Genomic DNA, 17,389 nt, shown 5'->3' with positions numbered 1-17,389 from the left:
TTTCTCAGTCCTCCGGCCCGTACCACAGCGTCGTCATATTGCAGAACTCCCGCATGCCGTGCCCGGAGAGCTCCCGTCCGTAGCCGGAGCGCTTGGCGCCGCCGAACGGGAGACCCGGGTGGGAGGCGGTCATCCCGTTGAAGAAGACCCCGCCGGCCTGAAGATCGCGGGCCAGCCGTTCCTGTTCGTCGGGGTCCCGGGTCCAGGCATTGGAACTGAGCCCGAACGGTGTGTCGTTGGCGACCCGCACCGCCTCGTCCAGGTCGGCGACGCGGTAGAGCGTGGCGACCGGCCCGAACGCCTCCTCCTGGTCGATGCGCATCTCGGAGGTGATGCCGGACAGCACCGTCGGCTCATAGAACCAGCCCGCGCGGTGCTGCGGGGGCCGCCGGCCGCCACACAGGGCGGTGGCGCCCTTGTGGACCGCGTCATCGACGAGCTCCTCCAGGTCGGAGCGGCCCTGTTCACTGGAGAGCGGCCCGATATCGGTGTTCTCGTCCATCGGGTCGCCGACGGTCAGCGCGGTCATACGGCCGGTGAACCGCTCGGCGAACGCGTCGTAGACGTCCTCGTGCACGATGAACCGCTTGGCCGCGATACACGACTGCCCGTTGTTCTGGACGCGCGCGGTGACGCCGACCCGGGCCGCCTTGTCGAGGTCGGCGGAGGGGAGCACGAGGAACGGGTCGCTGCCGCCGAGTTCGAGGACGGTCTTCTTGACCTCGTCGCCGGAGACCGCGGCCACCGCGCGGCCGGCCGGTTCGCTGCCGGTCAGGGTCGCGGCGGCGATCCGCGGGTCGCGCAGGATGTCCTCGACGGCGCCGGACCCGATCAGCAGGGTCTGGAAACAGCCCTCGGGGTAGCCGGCGCGGCGGAAGAGTTCCTCGATATAGAGGGCGGTCTGCGGGACGTTCGAGGCGTGCTTGAGCAGCCCGGTGTTGCCCGCCATCAGGGCGGGCGCGGCGAACCGCACGACCTGCCAGAGCGGGAAGTTCCAGGGCATCACCGCGAGTACGGTGCCGAGGGGGCGGTAGCGCACCACGGCGCGCCGCGCGCCGGAGTCGCTGACGTCCGCGGGGTCGGGGTGCTCGTCGGCGAGCAGCGCCTCGGCGTGGGTGGCGTACCAGCGCATGGTCTTGGCACACTTCGCGGCCTCCGCGCGCGCCTGGGCCAGCGGTTTGCCCATCTCCGTGGTCATGGTGCGGGCGATGCCGTCCTGGTCGGCGTCGAGCAGATCGGCGGCCGCGAGGAGCAGTTCCCTGCGGCGGGCGAAGGTCGTGGTCCGGTGCTCCTGGAAGGCCTGCTCCGCCCGGACCAGATGATCTTCGATCTCGCCCGCGTTGAGCGCGTCGAAGGTCTTCAGGGTCTCGCCGGTGGCCGGGTTGACCGTGGCGATGGCCATGATCAGCACCTCCTTGGTGGTGCGGGGACGTGGTACCCGCGGTATACGGGGCGAAAGTCCGGCGGCTCCTAGGAGAGCGGCGAAGGAGCCGGGGACGGCTCCGGGACCGGGTCGGGATCGGGTCCGGGCGGACGGGGTATCGGCGACGGTTCCGGCGGGATGGGTTCGGGCGGCGCGGGCGGGACCGGCGGGCCGGGAAGCGGGTCCGGGACGGGGTTCGGCGGTGGTCCCCCCGGATCCGGCGTGGGCTGCGGATCTCGGTCGAGCGTGCGCTCACTGCACGTAAACGGTTGCCGCTGCACTGCGGGCCTCCAGAATGAGACGGCTAGTGGCACATCAGCCCCCGTACCCGAGTTTCGCCCGTCCATGGCCCCGGCGCACGGCGGATTGCCGCGGACGGGTTGCGCACGGGCGGGGCACGGCGTATATGACCCGATCGGGCGTCGCCGGGCACACCGGTCACGCTCTACGGTGCCGTCATGCCCATGACGTGGACCGGGACGCTGAAGAGGATGTGGACGCGGGCGAGGGCGAGGATGCGCCTGGCGGGGGTCGGGAGCGGGGTCGTGGCGCTGCGGGCGAGGGGCCGGAGCGGGGGCGGGAGTGGGGCGCTGCCGGAGAGCGCCCGGCGCAGGCTCGGCCTCGGGGTCGTGGCGCTGCTGTCGGCGGTCGGTGTGGCGCTGGGTGCGCCTGCCGCCCCCGGTGTGGCGGCCGCCGTCTCCCCCGCCCCGGGTATCCCCCTCCCCGCCGCCATGGCCGACACCGGCGGCGGCACCCAGCTCATCACGGCCCGTGCGCGCACTCTGAGCTCCACCACGGGGACCGTGCAGTGGTGGCAGCGGCACAACGGCCGCTGGCAGCTGAGGGGTTCGGCGCCGGCCCGCTTCGGAGCCGGCGGGCTTGCCGAGGGCGGCAGCCGCGTGCAGGGCACCTCGACCACCCCGACCGGCCTGTACGACCTGCCGTTCGGCTTCGGGACCGCCCCGGCACCGCCCGGCACCACGGTCCCGTACCGCAGGGTCGGCGCTCACTCCTGGTGGTGCGAGGACAACGCCTCCGCCTCCTACAACCGCTGGGTGGACCCGCTGCCCCCGGACTGCGCGGCCGCTGAGTCCGAGCGGCTGGCCGGCTACCCGACCCAGTACAGCCGGGCCCTGGTCATCGGCTTCAACTACCACCGCCCGGTGCGTGGCCGCGGTGCCGGGATCTTCCTCCACGTCAACGGGAAGGGCGCCACGGCCGGCTGTGTCTCCGTACCGGCCGGGGCGATGGCGCGAATCCTGTCCTGGGTACGGCCGTCCGCGCATCCGCATATGGCCATCGGCACGGCGTCCGGGGCGACGGCGCTGACGCGCTACTGACCGGAGTGAGCCCCCTGTCCACCCCGGCCAGCTCCCGGCTCCGTATCGGCATCGGCGGTAGGGCCATCGAGTCCGGCCCGTTCTGCCCGCACCGTGGGCGCAAAGCCCGGACCCTCACGCCTCCGGGCCCTGCCCAGCCCCCTCACGGCTGGGGGTCGCGGGCGTCGTAGCGGGCGAAGGCGCGGCGGCCGAGGCCGAGGGCCGTGACGGTCAGGATGCAGGCCAGGCCGCCGCCGATGATCGCGGTGGCCGGGGAGGTCAGGTCGGCCGCCGAGCCGGCGAGGAAGTCGCCGAGGCGGGGGCCGCCGGCGACCACGACGATGAAGACGCCCTGGAGCCGGCCGCGCATCGCGTCCGGCGTGGCCGCCTGAAGCATGGTGCTGCGGAAGACCATCGAGACGGTGTCCGCGCAGCCGGCCACGGCCAGGAAGAACAGCCCCAGCCACAACTGCCGGGAGAGCCCGAAGCAGGCGATGGCCGCGCCCCAGGACGCCACCGCGATCAGGATGGCCAGCCCGTGCCGGCGGATCCCGCCGAGCCAGCCGGAGAACAGCCCGCCCAATACGGCGCCCGCCGCCGGCGCGGCGACCAGCAGGCCGACGGTCTTGGCGTCCCCGCCGAACCAGAGCGCCGCGACCGCCGGGAACAGTGCGCGCGGCTGGGCGAGCACCATCGCCGCCAGGTCGGAGAAGAACGTCATCCGCAGATTCGGACGGGTGGCGAGGAACCTCAGGCCGTCCAGTACGGAGGCCCGGCGCCGCGGCCCCTCCCCCTGGTCGGGTCGCATGGACGGCAGCCGCCACATCGCGTAGAGCGAGCCGCTGAAGGCCACCACGTCGATCAGATAGGCGGTCTGATAGCCCCACAGCCCCACGATGACCCCGCCCAGCATCGGCCCGCCCATCAGACCGAGGTTGCCGGTCAGGGAGTTGAGGGCGTTGGCGGCCGGGAGCTGCTCGGTGGGCAGCAGCCGCGGGATCATCGAGCTGCGGGCCGGTGAGTTCATCGCGAAGCAGACGGCCTGGCAGGCGACGACGGTGTAGAGCAGCCAGACCCGGTGGTATCCGGCCAGCGCGGCGGCGGCCAGGGCCAGGGACATCACCGTCGCGCCCAGGGCGCTGTAGAGGCCCAGCTTGCGGCGGTCGACGGTGTCGGCGATGGCGCCGCCGTACAGCCCGAAGATCACCAGCGGCACCAGGGAGCACAGACCCACCAGGCCGACCGAGAAGGTGGAGTGGGTGATGGCATAGACCTGGAGGGAGACCGCGAGCGCGGTCATCTGCTGGCCCATCCAGGAGATCGTGTTGCCACACCAGAGACGGCGGTAGTCGGGGGAGGTGCGCAGCGGGGTCAGATCGGCGAATATCCGGGAGCGCAGCGGTATTTCGCCCTTTTCGGAGGTCGTTGTAGGGGGCACGCGGCAGTAAAGCATGTGACGGGGGCCTGGTGGGCTCCGGGGCGGGAAGCGGCGCTCCGGCGGCTTGCCCCTTACGCCGGAGCGGGGAGGGGAAGGGGCAGCAGCCCCCGTGAGGCGAGGGACCGGCCCCCGTCCGACGAGAGGGCGGGGACGGTCCGTCCCCCACCCGCAAGAACTCCCCTCACCACCGCCAGCGAGTGGCCGCGGCGATCTCCTCCGGCTCGCAGTCGGCGAAGTGGGCCTCCTCGGCGCGCCGGACCGCGAGGACCGCGCCGTGCAGGACCTCGCCCATCGCCTCGTACAGCGGGGCGGACTTCTCCAGCCGGTCGGCCGCCTCGGTGAGGGTGGCGGGGAGCCGTACGATGCCGCGCCGGGCGCGTTCGCGGACGCCGAGGGTGCCGGGGTCGCCGGCGTGCGGGGCCGGCAGCTGGGCCGCGGTCTCGATGCCGTGCAGTCCCGCGGCGAGCACCGCGCCGACCGCGAGATACGGATTGGCGGCGGCGTCGAACGTCTTGACCTCGGCATGGCCGCCGTCCGGGTCGTCGGGTGCGCCGGTGATCAGGCGCAGCGCCGCCTCCCGGTTCTCCACGCCCCAGCACTGGTAGACGCCGGCCCAGTGGGAGGGCTGAAGCCGCAGATAGCTGGCGGGCGAGGGGCAGCCGATGGCGAGCAGGGCGGGCAGCGCGTTCAGGACGCCGCCGAGGAAGGCCACGGCGTCCGGTGCCAGGCCCCAGGAGGCGTCCGGCGTGCGGTGCAGGCTGCTGCCGTCGCGGTACAGACCGAGGTGGAGGTGGCAGCCGTTGCCGACCTGTCCGGCGACGAACGACGGGGCGAAGGAGGCGCGCAGGCCGTGCCGGACGGAGACGGCGCGGACGGTCTCGCGGACCAGCACCACATCGTCGGCGGCGCGGACGGGGTCGGCCGCGGCGGTGGTGACCTCGAACTGGCCGGGCGCGTACTCGGGGTGGAGCTGGAGGACGTCGAGGCCCTGGACGGCCAGCGCCTCGGTGACATCCCGGAGGTAGTCGGAGAGTTCCACGACCCGGGTCATGCCGTACGCGGGGCCCGCGCAGGGGTAGTCGAAGGTCTCGTCGGGGCCGGTGGCGGCCGGGTGGGTTCCGTCCGGGGCGCGGGTGACCACCCATTCCGTTTCGAAGCCCATCCGCAGCTCCAGCCCGGCCGCGGCGGCCCGTTCCACCATCCGCCGGGCGAACTGCCGCTGGCAGGCGGGGTGCGGCCGGCCGAGCTGGTCGTAGCGGTCCGCCGGGGCCCAGGCCCAGCCGGGCTGCGCGGCGAGTACGGTGACGCGGTCCAGGTCGGGGATGAGCCGCAGGTCACCGTCGGGCCCGCCGAGGTGCTCGGATTCGGTGATGGCGTCGTCGGAGGTGAAGACGTCGAAGACGGGCGACATCCCGACGCCGCGCTCCGCGGCCGCCGCGAGCCGTTGCGCCGGAATGGTCTTGACGCGGGTGACGCCTGCGTTGTCCACCCAGGTCAGCGCCACGTTCCGGACGCCTTCCGCCTCCAGCCGCGCCGCCGACTGGCGGGCTTCCTCGTGCTGTTCCGCAGCCCGCGTTCCCATAGAGCCGTCCTCACTCGACCGTGCCGAGGCCTCGGCACCCGTGCCCGCTGATCGCCCTTTCCGGTGCGCCTCGACGCCGACCGGTCAGGAGCAGTTGAACTCGCACCATACGCACTTTCCGCTGCCGCGCGGTTCCACACCCCAGACGTCCGCCAGGCGGTCCACGAGGAGCAGGCCGCGGCCGGAGACGCCGGCCTCGCCCGGTTCGCGGCGTCGCGGCAGGCTGCTGGAGTGGTCCTCGACCTCCAGCCGCAGCAGCCGCCCGACGCTGTGCGGCATACGGATGTTGACGACGGCCTCGCCGTCGGTGTGCAGCAGCGCGTTGGTGATCAGCTCGTCGGCGACCAGCTCGATCTCCTCGGCACGGTCCGCCGCGCCCCAGGCGCGTACCGCGGCCCGGATCATGTGCCGGGCGGCGGAGAGGCCCTCGGGGTCGGCGGGCGCGATGTGCTGGCGGAACCGTCCGACGATGTCGTGCTCCGGGGCGCCCAGTCGGCGCAGCAACAGCAGCGCCATGTCGTCCTCACCGGTCCGGTCGCCCGCCGATTCGCAGAGCCGGTCGGCGAGTTGCTGGACGTCCTGGGGGCCGTCGCGGACCTGGCGGGCCAGCTCCCGCATCCCGATGTCGAGGTCGGTGCCGGGCTGTTCGACGATGCCGTCGGTGCACAGCAGCAGGGTGTCGCCGGGGGCGAGCTGGACGGTGGTGACCGGGTAGTCGAGCCGCCGGAATTCGGAGGAGATCCCGAGCGGCAGCCCGCCGGCCACCGGCAGCCGGCGGCAGATGCCCTCGGCGTGCCGCAGCAGCGGGTCGATATGGCCGGCCCGGACGATCCGGGCCGAGCCGGTGCTCAGGTCGGCGTCGACGTAGGTGCAGGTGGCGAAGCGGTCGGCGTCCAGTTCGTTGAGGAAGGCGGAGGCGCGGCCCATGACGGTGGCCGGGGCGTGCCCCTCGGCGGCGTAGGCGCGCAGCACGATCCGCAGCTGGCCCATCAGCGCCGCGGCCTGGGTGTCATGGCCCTGGACGTCGCCGATGACGGCGGCGACCCGGCCGTCGGGGAGCGGGATCACGTCGTACCAGTCGCCGCCGATGTCCCGGCCCATCCGGGCGGAGCGATAGCGGACGGCGATCTGGGCGCCGGGGATGCCGGGGATCCGGCGCGGCAGCATGGCCTGCTGGAGGCCGGCGGCGAGATCGTGCTCCTGGTCGTAGAGCATGGCGCGGGCCAGACTCTGCGCGATGCTGCTGCCGAGCGCCACCAGGACGTTGCGCTCCTGGTCGCGGAAGTCGCTCTCCCGCTCGAAGAACAGGCCGATCACCCCGATGGGGCGGCCCTGTGCGATCAGCGGCAGATAGGCGGCGGAGTTGACGTTCAGCGGCTCGATGGCCGGCCACAGCCGGGGGTACTTGTGCCGGAATTCCGCGCGGCTGCCCACATAGCGCGGGGTGAGGGTGCGGACGACTTCACTCATCGGGAATTCATCGCCCACCCGCGTGTATTCGAGGTCGGGTACGAAGCTGCCCGCCTTGCCCTCGGAGATCAGCCGGATGCGTCCCGCCTCGACCAGGCCCAGAATCACGTTCTCCGCGCCCAGCCGGCTCAGCCCCTGCTCATCGGCGAGCACCGCGATGACTTCACCGACCGTCCTGGCGTGGGCCAGGGCGGCGGTGGTGCGCTCGACGACGCTGGTGTGCCGCCGGCGCTCCTCATCTCCGGCGAGCCGCTCCGCCGCGTGGGTGTATTCGTGGCTGGCGTCGCGGACCACCCCGATGATCCGGCGCGGCCGGCCGGTGCTGTCCCGGCGGATGCTGCCCTGGCTGTGCGTCCAGCGCAGCTCGCCGTCGCGCAGCCGGACCCGGAAGTAGGCGCCGTAGGAGTCGCTGCCGTCCTTGAGCGCCCGGGCGACCAGCGCGTCCAGACGGGCCGCCTCATGGGCCGGGACGCGCGTGTTGAGGGTGGCCGGGCGGTCGTCGTACTCCGCCGGAAGCATGTCGAAGACCTCGAGGGCGGGCGGGTCCATGTGCATCAGCCCGCTGTCGAGGTCCCAGTCGAAGCCGCCCATGCCGTTGAGGGCCAGGGTCAGGTCCGGGTGGGCGGGCCAGTCGTCCGGCACCGACACGGCGGGCCGCTTCGCTCCCCGGTCAGCCATGTCGTCACTTTGCCACATTCACCCGGATTGCGGCGCTCCGGTCCATTTATCCCCGGCCGCCGCAGCAGGGGGCGCCATCCCACTGACTCTCCTCTCAGATTGCCCGCACCATCGCACCCTGACCCCAGTCGTACCAGGCTCATACATCTGCATCCACTCCCCCGACCGTTGCGATGTTCTCAACACGCTGTTACGGTCCCGGGCCATGGAGGACACCCCCGGAGACCGGGTCACCGACGAAGGCGGAGAAGTCACCGACCGTGTCCGGCAGGTGATCGGCCGGCTCGGATGCAGCCAGCGCGAGTTCGCCCGCCGGATCGTGATGGACCCCTCGAAACTGTCCAGGTCACTGGGGGGCACCCGGCGCTTCACGCTGGCCGAGATCGTGCGGATCGCCGATATCGGGGCGGTCGACACCGGCTGGCTGCTCGGCGCCCCGGAGCGGCCCGCGGCCCCGGCCGGCCGCGAGCCGGTCGCCGTGCCCGAGGGCGGCCGGCCGCTCCAGCTCGTGCGGGAGACCGTCCGGCTGATCGCCGAGCACGGCTTCCACGGCGTACGGGTCGCCGATATCGCCGCCGCCTGCGGCACCAGCCCGGCCGCCGTCCACTACCACTTCCCCGGCCGCGACGAGCTGCTGGAAGCGGCGGTGCGCTGGTGCATGGACGAGGACACCGCGCGCCGCGCCGCCGAGTCGGCCGCGGCTCCCGACGCCCGTGCCGAGCTGCTTCAGCTGATCGCGCTACAGATCCCGCGCACCGGGCAGCAGCGCCGCCAGTGGCTGGTCTGGCTCGATCTGTGGGCTCAGGCCGCCCGCTCCACCGCCGTGGGGCGGCTGCACGAGCACTACTACCGGCAGTGGCGCACCACCGTCGCCGAGGTCGTACGCCGCGGCGTCGACCAGGGCGTCTTCCGCACCGTCGATCCGGAGTTCACCGCGCTCCGGCTGACCGCGCTGATCGACGGCCTGGCCACCCAGGTACTCGCCACCGCTCCGGACAGCACCGGCCCCGACACCATGCACTCCGCGCTGCTGGCCTTCGTGGAGAGCGAACTCACCCCCGCCCCCACGGTCTGAACGCCGTTTTCCGCCGAGCCCGAGGCACCCACCCCGTAGAAGGGACCCCCGTGAACCACGAGGTCATCATCACCTGCGCGCTCACCGGCGCCGGCGACACCGTCCGCCGCTCCCCGCACGTCCCCGTGACGCCCGAGCAGATCGCCGCGTCGGCCGTCGAGGCGGCGGCCGCGGGCGCCGCGGTGGTGCACATCCATGTCCGTGACCCGGAGACCGGCGAGCCGTCGCGCGACCCGCGGCTGTACGCCGAGGTGGTCGGGCGGATCAAGGAGACCGGCACCGACGTCGTCATCAACCTCACCGCCGGTATGGGCGGCGACCTGGTGATCGACCCCGACCGGCCGCTCCGGCAGCTGCCCGGTACGGACCTGGTGAGCGGCCTGGAGCGGCTGCCGCACGTGGAGGAACTGCTGCCCGACATCTGCACCCTGGACTGCGGCTCGCTCAACTTCGGCGACGGCTCCAACCTCTATGTCTCCACCCCCGACATGCTGCGGGCGGGCGCGAAGCGCATCCAGGAGCTCGGCGTACGGCCCGAGTTGGAGATCTTCGACACCGGTCAGCTGTGGTTCGCCAAGCAGCTGCTCGCCGAGGGGCTGCTGGACGACCCGACCGTCTTCCAGCTGTGCATGGGCATCCCGTGGGGCGCACCGGCCGACCCGGGGGTACTTCAGTCGATGGTGCACATGCTGCCCGAGGGCGCCCGGTGGGCGAGCTTCGCGCTCGGCCGGATGCAGATGCCGTGGGTCGCCCAGTCGATCCTGCTCGGCGGGCATGTACGGGTGGGCCTGGAGGACAACCTGTACCTCAGCAAGGGCGTCCGGGCCACGAATGGGCAGCTCGTCGAACGCGCCGTCCAGATCACCGAGTTGCTCGGCGCCACGGTCGCCACCCCCGACCGGGCCCGTGCCCTCCTGGGCCTGAAGCCCCGCACCTGACCCGCGGGCGCACGCCCCCGTTTCCCCGCCCTCTCCGCCCACCCTCTGGAGCCGCTGCCCCATGCCGGAAAACACCCCTGCCCCCTGCGCACCCGAGGACGTACGCCGCGTCGCCTGTATCGGCGCCGGAGTGATCGGCGGCGGCTGGGTCGCCCACTTCCTCGCCCGCGGCTACGACGTCACCGCCTGGGACCCGGCCGCGGACGCCGGGGACCGGCTGCGCCGCCTGGTGGCCGCCGCCTGGCCCGCGCTGGAACAGATAGGCCTGGCCGACGGCGCCTCGCAGGACCGGCTCACGCTCGCCCCCACCCTCGCCGAGGCGGTCGCCGACGCCGACTTCGTCCAGGAAAGCGCCCCCGAGCAGCTGGAGTTGAAGCGCTCCCTGCTCGCCGAGCTGGCCGCCGCCACCCGGCCGGGCGTGGTCATCGCCTCCTCCACCTCGGGCTACCCGATGACCGATATGCAGACGGAAGCGGAGAACGCCGGCCGCCTCGTCGTCGGCCACCCCTTCAACCCGCCGTACCTCATCCCGCTGGTGGAGGTCGTCGGTGGCGAGCAGACGGACCCCGGGGCCGTCGCCTGGGCGTCCCGTTTCTACGGCGTGGCCGGCAAGTCCGTGATCACCATGGACCGCGAGCTGCCCGGCTTCATCGCCAACCGCCTCCAGGAGGCACTCTGGCGCGAGGCGCTCCACATGGTCGCCAACGGCGAGGCCACAGTCGAGGACATCGACGCCTCGATCACCGAAGGACCCGGCCTGCGCTGGGCGTTCATGGGCCCCTGCCTGACCTTCGCGCTGGCCGGCGGCGAGGGCGGGATGGCCCATATGCTCGACCACTTCGGCCCGTCCCTGAAGTCGCCGTGGACCCGTCTGGAGGCGCCCGAGCTGGACCGTGCACTGCGCGACGCCATGGTCGACGGCTGCCGGGAGGCCGCGGGCGACCGTACGTACGCGGATCTGGTCGCGGCGCGCGACCAGGGCGTCATCGACGTTCTCCGCGCCACGGGCCGGCTGGGGAGCACTCGCCGATGACCGACCACACCACGGGCGGTCCGCCCCTCTTCCGCCAAACGGTCCGGGACGAGTGGATCGACTACAACGGCCATCTCAGCGAGGCCTACTACGTCCTGATCTTCGGCTTCGCGACCGACGCCCTGATGGACGCGGCCGGCCTCGACGCCGCCTACCGGGAGCGCACCGGCTGCTCCCTGTACACGGTCGAGGCCCATGTCCGCTATCTCCGCGAGGTCGCCCGCGACAGCCAACTGTCCGTCCGTACGACCGTGTTGGGCGTGGACGGCAAGAAGCTCCGCTTCCTCCACGAGATGTTCGCCGGGGACCCCTCCGGCGAACCGGCGGCCACCGAGGAACTGTTCGCCCTGCACATCGACCGGGCCACCGGCCGCTCGGCGCCGCTGCCCACAACGGCCCGCGTGCGCCTCACCGGCCTCATCGCTCCGGCGCCGGCGTGGGCGGGGCGGGGTATTCGCGAGGTGTGAGACGGCGACGGGCGGGGCGGGCGTCGCGTCGTCGCGCCCGCCCCCGCTCCCTCCCGGTGCGATGCTGGACCGGGAGGGAGCCACCTCCCCCGCCCACCGAAGGGAAGTGACCATGAGCACCACCCGAGGCCACCGCATCGACGTCGAAGCAGGCACCGACCACGTACGCGTCGAGATCGGCGGACAGCTGATCGCCGAGAGCCGCCGCCCGCTGCTGCTCTCCGAGACCGGCTACCCGGTGCGCTACTACCTCCCTCCCGAGGACGTACGCACCGAGCTGCTCACCCCGTCCGGGACGCATACCGTCTGCCCCTTCAAGGGCACCGCCTCCTACTGGTCGCTCACCGGCGGTCCGGAGGACATCGTCTGGGCCTACCCCGAGCCGCATCCCGAGGTCGCCCGGATCAAGGACCATTTCTGCTTCTACGCGGCCGAGTTGGTCTGACCGGCGGCAGCCCCGGCGGGAAATAGGAAGGAAGCCTAACAATTGCTGGGCGCCGCCGGTACGGCAGCGCGCCCGCCCCCCGGCGACGCGCACCCGCCCGCACGGCGCACAATCGAAGCGTGAACGACGCGGACAGCCCCGACGACCGGCCCCTCACGCCCCGCCCGTCCGCCCCGCACCGGGCGGTCGACGAAGGCGGCGATCCGGCCTGCTGGCTGGACCAGGTGTGTGACGCCTGCGGCCGGATCAGAGAACGGCCCGGCAGTGCGGTCTGCGAGCACTGTGGGGCCCCGACGCCAACCCCGCCCCCGACCCCGACCGGGAATCCCAGCGGCCCCGCCCCCTCCGCCCCGCGCCGCCGGGACCGTGACGAGGAAGGGCGGGCCCGTAACGCCCGCCCGCGTGACGGGCTCGGCCGGCCGCTGCCGTACGGCTCCCCCGGTGTGGCCCGGCAGCCCGAGGGCGTACCCCGGACGCCCGCGGAGTCGCTGACCGAGGCGCAGCGGCTGCTCGACGACGGGATGCCGTTCCATGCCCATGAGGTCCTGGAGGACGCCTGGAAGGCGGCGCCGGAGGCGGAGCGCGAGCTGTGGCGGGGACTCGCCCAGCTCGCGGTGGGACTCACCCATGCGGCACGCGGCAACACGGCGGGCGGCGCGACGCTGCTCGACCGGGGCGCGACGGCCATCGCGCCGTACGCGGAGACCGCCCCCTACGGGATCGACATCACGGGACTCATGGCCTGGGCCCAGGAACTGACCGGGCGTCTGACCGGCTCCGGGGCCGTCCCGGCGGCGGAGACCGCACCCCGGCTGCGGCGACGGGAGACCTGACCGAAAACCGCCCCACCGGGGATGATCAGGGCCGGGGCCTGGCCCCGATGGGCCTACGCCGCCCCTCCCCTCCGTCCACCGCGGCCGCGGGCCTGCCGCCACCTGGCGAGCAGGGGGCCCAGGCCGAGTGCCGCGACGCCGGCGCCGCCCGCCCCGAGGACGAGGGTGGTGCGCCAGGGGGAGCCGACGCGGGCTGCCGCTTCGGTGACCTCGGCAGCCACCGGGCGCATCGGGCCGGCGCCGTCGTCGGTGGCGCGTACGGCGTGCAGGGTGCCCACCGGCTGGGCCGTGCCGGCGGTGCGGAAGCCCCAGTCCAGCAGGGCAGCGGCTTCCTTGTAGACGCCGTTGTACGCCTGCGACTGGGGGTTCAGGACGGTGACCAGGAGGGTACGGCCGTTGCGGCGCGCGGCGGCGATCAGGGTGTTGCCGGCCTTGCTGGTGTAGCCGTTCTTGACGCCGATGATGCCGGGGTAGCGGGGCATCCCGTGCGAGCCCGCCAGCAGACGGTTGGTGTTCTCGATCTGCGTGGCGCCGCCCGCGCCGGGGAACGTGGCGCGGGTGGTGGCGCAGTAGCGGGCGAAGTCCTCGTTGGCGAGCCCGGCGCGGGCGAAGACGGTCAGGTCGTGGGCGGAGGACACCTGACCGGGCGCGTCATAACCGTCCGGGGACTTGACGGTGGTGTCGCGTGCGCCGAGCTTCCGGGCGGTCTCCTGCATCTCCTCCGCCGTGGTCCGCCAGCCGCCGTTCATCGCGGCCAGTACATGCACCGCGTCGTTGCCGGAGCGCAGGAAGACCCCGCGCCACAGGTCGCCGACGGTGTAGCGGCGGCCCTGCCGGACGCCGACGACACTGCTGCCGGCCCCGACCCCCGCGAGGTCGGCGGAGCTGACCCGGCGCACCGTGCCGGCCGAGAACTTCGGCAGGACGGTGACCGCGAACAGCGTCTTGAGGGTGCTGGCCGGGGCGAGCTTGCGGTGCGGGCTCTTCGCGGCCAGCACGTTGCCGGTGTCTGCGTCGGCCACCATCCAGGACAGCGCGCTCAGGCCGCTGGGCAGCCTCGCCGTGCCGGGGTCGGTGGGCGCCTGCACTCCGGCGGCGGGCTGACGGGCCGTCGCCCCGTTGGCTGCGGCCGGTATGGACGTCAGCGACACACCGGCGGCAGCGATCAGCGCCACCGCACCGGCCTTCCTGGACACACGCGCGTCAATTGCCATGCCGCCACGCTAAGAAGGGGTGCCGCGGACCGCAGCGCGGTTGAGCCAGACGGCTCAGGGCCGCGCCGAACCACCGGGCGTGTCGCAATTGCAACAGGTGCAAAGAAGGACCCGCCCGGTGCGACGGGGGATGCACACCGGGCGGGTCTCAGGAACCTTTCTACCGCATGAGCGAACGGTTACGCCTCAAAAACTTGTTCGTTTGCCGATTACCAGGCGACGGGCAGCGAAATCAGGCCACGCGCCCGCAGCGCCCGACGATGCCGCAAATCACCACGCGGGACGGCCAGTCGCAGCTCCGGGAAGCGGCCGAGAAGCGCTTCGAGCGCGGTGACGACCTCCAGCCGGGCCAGGGCGGCGCCGAGGCAGTGATGGATGCCGTGCCCCATCCCGAGGTGCCCGGAGAGGTCCCGGCCGCGGTCCAGCGCGTCCGGTTCGGGGAAGCGTGCGGGGTCGCGGTTCGCGGACGCGATCGACAGCAGCACACTCTCCCCGGCCGGGATCCGTACGCCACCGATCTCCATGTCCTCCATGGGGAAGCGGCGGATCGCCACCGGATACGGGTTGTCGAAGCGGAGGAACTCCTCCACGGCCGTCGGCAGTTCGGCCGGATTGCGCTGCAACTCCCCGAGCTGGTCCGGGTGGTCGAGCAGGGCGAGCACCGCATTGCCGATGAGATGGGCCGTGCTCTCGTATCCGGCGAAGAGGATGAGGAAGGCGAGCGAGGTCAGTTCGTCCTCGGTGAGCCGGTCGTCCTCCTCGCCGGGGGCCGCCTCGTCGCGCACCGCGATCAGATCCGAGAGCAGATCGTCGCCCGGCTCCGCGCGCTTGGCGGCGATCAGACCGGTGTAGAACTTCAGCATCGCCCCGATCGCCTCCTTCATCAGCTCCGGCCGGCTCGGGTCCGGGGTGATGAGGGCGTCCGACCAGGCCAGGAAATCGGGGCGGTCACGGTGCGGGATGCCCAGCAAGTCGCAGATCACGGCGATCGACAGCGGCCCGGCGTAGTCGGCGATCAGCTCCGCACGGCCGCGCTCCGCCATCGCGTCCAGCAGTTCGTCGGCGATCCGCCGTGCGGGCGCGCGCAACGCCTCGACCCGGCCCGTGGTGAAGGCCTTGACCACCAGCCGGCGCACCCTGGTGTGGTCCGGCGGGTCCATGTTCAGCAGATTCGCGTCCAGCGCGGGCGGCAGCGCGAAACCGCGGTAACCGTTGGGCGTGGCATGCCGCTTGTCCAGGGAGAGCCGGGGGTCGGCGAGGGCGCGGCGGACGTCGTCGTAGCGGGTCACCAGCCAGGCGGGGTGCCCGTCGGCTCCGGTGATCCGGTGCACCGGTCCGGCGTCCCGCAGCGCGGCGTAGGCGGCGTACGGATCGTCGAGCAGGGGCGTCATATCGATGGGGGCGTCGGGGCCGGTCTCGGCGGTGTTCTGCATGGGCCCGACCCTAGGGCGTCTCCCCCACCTCCCGTCCGGCGCACGCCATCCGAAGGCGGCCCCGAGGGCGGCACCGGTCTCATGGGCCGGTGCCGCCCGGGTGGTTCGGGCGGCCCGGACCCCCGTGCCGGGCCACCCCGTCTGTGGCGCTTCTTCAGCCGTGCGCCACCGAGCTCCGCTGGCGCAGTTCGGTGAGCACGGTGTCGATCAGCGGTGAGTGGTAGACATCCGCGACCAGTGCCAAGTGCTCGTATTCGGCGGCGAGTTCGGCCGGGTCGGTGCCATTGGCGACCACCACGCTGTCGGCGCCGTGGTCGGGGACATGGCCCACCGCCCGGTTCTCCAGGCCACGGCGGAGCGCGGCGGCCTCCGCGACGGCGGCCAGCTGCCGGTCGTCGAGGGCGACCGCGCGGGCCCGCTCGCGGGCGATGTCGACGGCGTCGGACTCCACATGGCGGCGGATACCGCGCTGTACGTCCCGGATCTCGGCCATCTGCCGGTTGGCCCGCCACTCCAGGTCGGCGAACGGCCAGCGTACGGACCACGCCGGGGAGCCCATCGTGACCTCGGGGGTCTGTGCGGTGACGGTCCGCCAGAGCGGGGAGAGCCGGCGCAGTCGGCGCCAGGCGGCGACCCGGGGGCCGGCCGCGGGCAGCGCGAACCCGGCGAGGACCATCAGCGCCGCGACCGAGGCGCTCAACGGGGCCACGCCGTTGGAGAGCCACAGTGCCGGGTGGCCCGTCCAGGACAGGACGAAGCCGATGACCTTGCAGGCGCAGTAGACCAGGCCGAGCCAGCAGCCCGCGGCCAGTACCCGCAGACCGCGCGCCAGGTGGGTGCCGCCGAGTTGTGCGGCGTAGCGGGGGCAGAGGGTCCCCAGGGCCGCCGAGCTCAGTCCGAAAATGGCCAGATACAGCACCAGGAAGAGCATGACGCCCGGGGAGTCGGTGTAGGCGGTGCTGAAGTCGCGGGGGTGCTCGACGGCGTCCGGCCGGCCGACCGCGAAGCCGCAGATCGCCACCGCCCACAGCGCGGCCACACTCGCGACGGCGATGCGCGCCCGGCGCCGGACACGGGCCCGCGCGTCCGCGCCCTCGCCCCCCGTCCAGCGCAGCAGCAGCACCAGCGCACCGGCGGCGAACACCACGACGGAGGAGTAGAGGAAGACCATGGCGAGGTTGGCCACGCCCGTCAGCCGGTCGAAGGCGCGGTAGACGCTGGGCGCGGAGAAGAGGAAGACCGTCGCCACCCCGCCGGTCATCACACAGGCCAGTCCCAGGTCCGCGTTGCTGCGGTCCCGGAACCACGCGACGGATTTGTACCCGACGATCGCCCAGGCGGCGACGCCGAACGACAGATAGATGACGTCAAACACGCGGGCCCCCGTCCTGCGCCGCGCCCGCTCCCGCGCCGTCGGGCCGCTCGTCCCCGGCCGGGGTCTCCTGCCGCCGGATGTGCTGGAGCGCGGGCCCGAGCGCCGCGGCCAGCTCGGCCGCCTGGCCCTCCAGGGGCAGGGCACGTTCGGCCGCGGACGGCGCCACTCGCTCCATCAGGAGCGTGCCGAGCACTTCGGTCTCCCGCTCGGCGAGGTTGTCATAGCCGTGATGCCGGGCGAAGCCCATGGTCAGGCCCATCCGCCGCATGGCGGTGGCGACATCGACGGACGGCGTCCACAGCTTCAGCGCGTCCTCGGTGACCGCCGGATCCTGGCCGTGTCCCAGCAGGAGGTGGCTCAGCTCGTGCAGCACGATGTGCGCCTGGTGCCACGGTGAGGTCTTGAGCTCGTAGAAGACCCAGTAGTCGTCGTCGGTGACGGCCGTCATCCCCGAGACCACCCCGCCCAGGCTCATCGGCACCAGATGGACGGGCCGCGCCACCCGCGCGGCGACGATGTCGCACATCCCGCGCAGATCGGTTGTGGCCGGCAGCGCCAGCTCCTTGATGAGCCGCTTGCACCGCCTGCGCATCTGCCCCACTCGCATGCTCGTCCCGTCCTCGTCTCCGACCCGCTGCCAGGAAGAGAAGATCTGGCCGCGCTCAG

15 protein-coding genes are annotated in these 17,389 nt (G+C 72.9%); 7 read left to right on the top strand and 8 right to left on the bottom strand.

Annotation, left to right across the window (positions count from 1 at the left end; all coding sequences use genetic code 11):
* Positions 1-4: 4 nt before the first annotated feature.
* Positions 5-1,402: an NADP-dependent succinic semialdehyde dehydrogenase gene (locus tag CP981_RS32690; protein ID WP_085922749.1), complete on the bottom strand. Its 1,398-nt coding sequence runs from the start codon at positions 1,400-1,402 to the stop codon at positions 5-7.
* Between the two features lie 479 nt (positions 1,403-1,881).
* On the opposite strand from CP981_RS32690, the gene CP981_RS32680 reads away from it, so the two are divergent.
* A complete protein-coding gene (locus CP981_RS32680) occupies positions 1,882-2,763 on the top strand; it encodes a L,D-transpeptidase family protein (RefSeq protein WP_341873693.1) in 882 nt (293 codons plus the stop codon).
* Positions 2,764-2,905: 142 nt separating this feature from the next.
* Here the strand turns inward: CP981_RS32680 and CP981_RS32675 are convergent, their stop codons facing one another.
* From CP981_RS32675 to CP981_RS32665, 3 genes are all read right to left on the bottom strand, one after another.
* Positions 2,906-4,195: an MFS transporter gene (locus CP981_RS32675; protein ID WP_085922507.1), complete on the bottom strand. Its 1,290-nt coding sequence runs from the start codon at positions 4,193-4,195 to the stop codon at positions 2,906-2,908.
* Positions 4,196-4,361: 166 nt separating this feature from the next.
* Complete coding sequence (locus CP981_RS32670) at positions 4,362-5,762, bottom strand: glutamine synthetase family protein (protein ID WP_085922508.1); 1,401 nt, start codon at positions 5,760-5,762, stop codon at positions 4,362-4,364.
* 84 nt (positions 5,763-5,846) lie between these two features.
* Complete coding sequence (locus CP981_RS32665; protein WP_085922509.1) at positions 5,847-7,910, bottom strand: SpoIIE family protein phosphatase; 2,064 nt, start codon at positions 7,908-7,910, stop codon at positions 5,847-5,849.
* Between the two features lie 205 nt (positions 7,911-8,115).
* Between CP981_RS32665 and CP981_RS32660 the strand changes: the two genes are divergently transcribed.
* The 6 genes from CP981_RS32660 to CP981_RS32635 all read left to right on the top strand — a co-directional run bounded on the left by CP981_RS32660 (position 8,116) and on the right by CP981_RS32635 (position 12,701).
* Complete coding sequence (locus tag CP981_RS32660) at positions 8,116-8,985, top strand: TetR/AcrR family transcriptional regulator (protein ID WP_085922510.1); 870 nt, start codon at positions 8,116-8,118, stop codon at positions 8,983-8,985.
* Positions 8,986-9,035: 50 nt separating this feature from the next.
* On the top strand, positions 9,036-9,923 hold the full coding sequence (locus tag CP981_RS32655; protein WP_085922511.1) for a beta-keto acid cleavage family enzyme: 888 nt from the start codon (positions 9,036-9,038) through the stop codon (positions 9,921-9,923).
* Positions 9,924-9,984: 61 nt separating this feature from the next.
* A complete protein-coding gene (locus tag CP981_RS32650) occupies positions 9,985-10,956 on the top strand; it encodes a 3-hydroxyacyl-CoA dehydrogenase NAD-binding domain-containing protein (protein WP_085922512.1) in 972 nt (323 codons plus the stop codon).
* Positions 10,953-11,423 (top strand): thioesterase family protein, encoded by a 471-nt coding sequence (locus CP981_RS32645; protein WP_085922513.1) that lies wholly within the window; start codon positions 10,953-10,955, stop codon positions 11,421-11,423. The genes CP981_RS32650 and CP981_RS32645 overlap by 4 nt, the downstream gene beginning before the upstream one ends.
* Positions 11,424-11,535: 112 nt before the next feature.
* Complete coding sequence (locus CP981_RS32640; protein WP_085922514.1) at positions 11,536-11,868, top strand: DUF427 domain-containing protein; 333 nt, start codon at positions 11,536-11,538, stop codon at positions 11,866-11,868.
* A gap of 245 nt (positions 11,869-12,113) precedes the next feature.
* Positions 12,114-12,701, top strand: coding sequence for a DUF309 domain-containing protein (locus CP981_RS32635; protein ID WP_085922751.1), 588 nt, complete (start codon positions 12,114-12,116; stop codon positions 12,699-12,701).
* 53 nt (positions 12,702-12,754) lie between these two features.
* Here CP981_RS32635 and CP981_RS32630 read toward each other — a convergent pair whose 3' ends face one another.
* The 4 genes from CP981_RS32630 to CP981_RS32615 form a co-directional block, all read right to left on the bottom strand.
* The gene (locus CP981_RS32630) at positions 12,755-13,915 is read right to left on the bottom strand and encodes a D-alanyl-D-alanine carboxypeptidase family protein (RefSeq protein ID WP_244329886.1); all 1,161 of its coding nucleotides are present in this window, start codon (positions 13,913-13,915) and stop codon (positions 12,755-12,757) included.
* A 209-nt stretch (positions 13,916-14,124) separates the two neighbouring features.
* Positions 14,125-15,348 (bottom strand): cytochrome P450 family protein, encoded by a 1,224-nt coding sequence (locus tag CP981_RS32625; RefSeq protein WP_085922516.1) that lies wholly within the window; start codon positions 15,346-15,348, stop codon positions 14,125-14,127.
* 154 nt (positions 15,349-15,502) lie between these two features.
* The gene (locus CP981_RS32620) at positions 15,503-16,723 is read right to left on the bottom strand and encodes an MAB_1171c family putative transporter (RefSeq protein WP_085922517.1); all 1,221 of its coding nucleotides are present in this window, start codon (positions 16,721-16,723) and stop codon (positions 15,503-15,505) included.
* Positions 16,716-17,324, bottom strand: a complete 609-nt coding sequence (locus CP981_RS32615; protein WP_085922752.1) for a hypothetical protein — start codon at positions 17,322-17,324, stop codon at positions 16,716-16,718. The genes CP981_RS32620 and CP981_RS32615 overlap by 8 nt, the downstream gene beginning before the upstream one ends.
* Between the last annotated feature and the right edge of the window lie 65 nt (positions 17,325-17,389).

Origin of the sequence: Streptomyces platensis (assembly GCF_008704855.1) — a bacterium.
Lineage (GTDB): Bacteria > Actinomycetota > Actinomycetes > Streptomycetales > Streptomycetaceae > Streptomyces > Streptomyces platensis.
The sequence above is the reverse complement of the archived record's forward strand: the minus strand, read 5'-3'. Positions and strand labels throughout refer to the sequence as shown.

Bases quoted from the DNA above. Each gene is read 5' to 3' on its own strand.
- CP981_RS32690 (WP_085922749.1), bottom strand. From the start codon at position 1,402: ATGGCCATCGCCACGGTCAACCCGGCCACCGGCGAGACCCTGAAGACC.
- CP981_RS32680 (WP_341873693.1), top strand. From the start codon at position 1,882: ATGCCCATGACGTGGACCGGGACGCTGAAGAGGATGTGGACGCGGGCG.
- CP981_RS32675 (WP_085922507.1), bottom strand. From the start codon at position 4,195: ATGCTTTACTGCCGCGTGCCCCCTACAACGACCTCCGAAAAGGGCGAA.
- CP981_RS32670 (WP_085922508.1), bottom strand. From the start codon at position 5,762: ATGGGAACGCGGGCTGCGGAACAGCACGAGGAAGCCCGCCAGTCGGCG.
- CP981_RS32665 (WP_085922509.1), bottom strand. From the start codon at position 7,910: ATGGCTGACCGGGGAGCGAAGCGGCCCGCCGTGTCGGTGCCGGACGAC.
- CP981_RS32660 (WP_085922510.1), top strand. From the start codon at position 8,116: ATGGAGGACACCCCCGGAGACCGGGTCACCGACGAAGGCGGAGAAGTC.
- CP981_RS32650 (WP_085922512.1), top strand. From the start codon at position 9,985: ATGCCGGAAAACACCCCTGCCCCCTGCGCACCCGAGGACGTACGCCGC.
- CP981_RS32645 (WP_085922513.1), top strand. From the start codon at position 10,953: ATGACCGACCACACCACGGGCGGTCCGCCCCTCTTCCGCCAAACGGTC.
- CP981_RS32640 (WP_085922514.1), top strand. From the start codon at position 11,536: ATGAGCACCACCCGAGGCCACCGCATCGACGTCGAAGCAGGCACCGAC.
- CP981_RS32630 (WP_244329886.1), bottom strand. From the start codon at position 13,915: ATGGCAATTGACGCGCGTGTGTCCAGGAAGGCCGGTGCGGTGGCGCTG.
- CP981_RS32625 (WP_085922516.1), bottom strand. From the start codon at position 15,348: ATGCAGAACACCGCCGAGACCGGCCCCGACGCCCCCATCGATATGACG.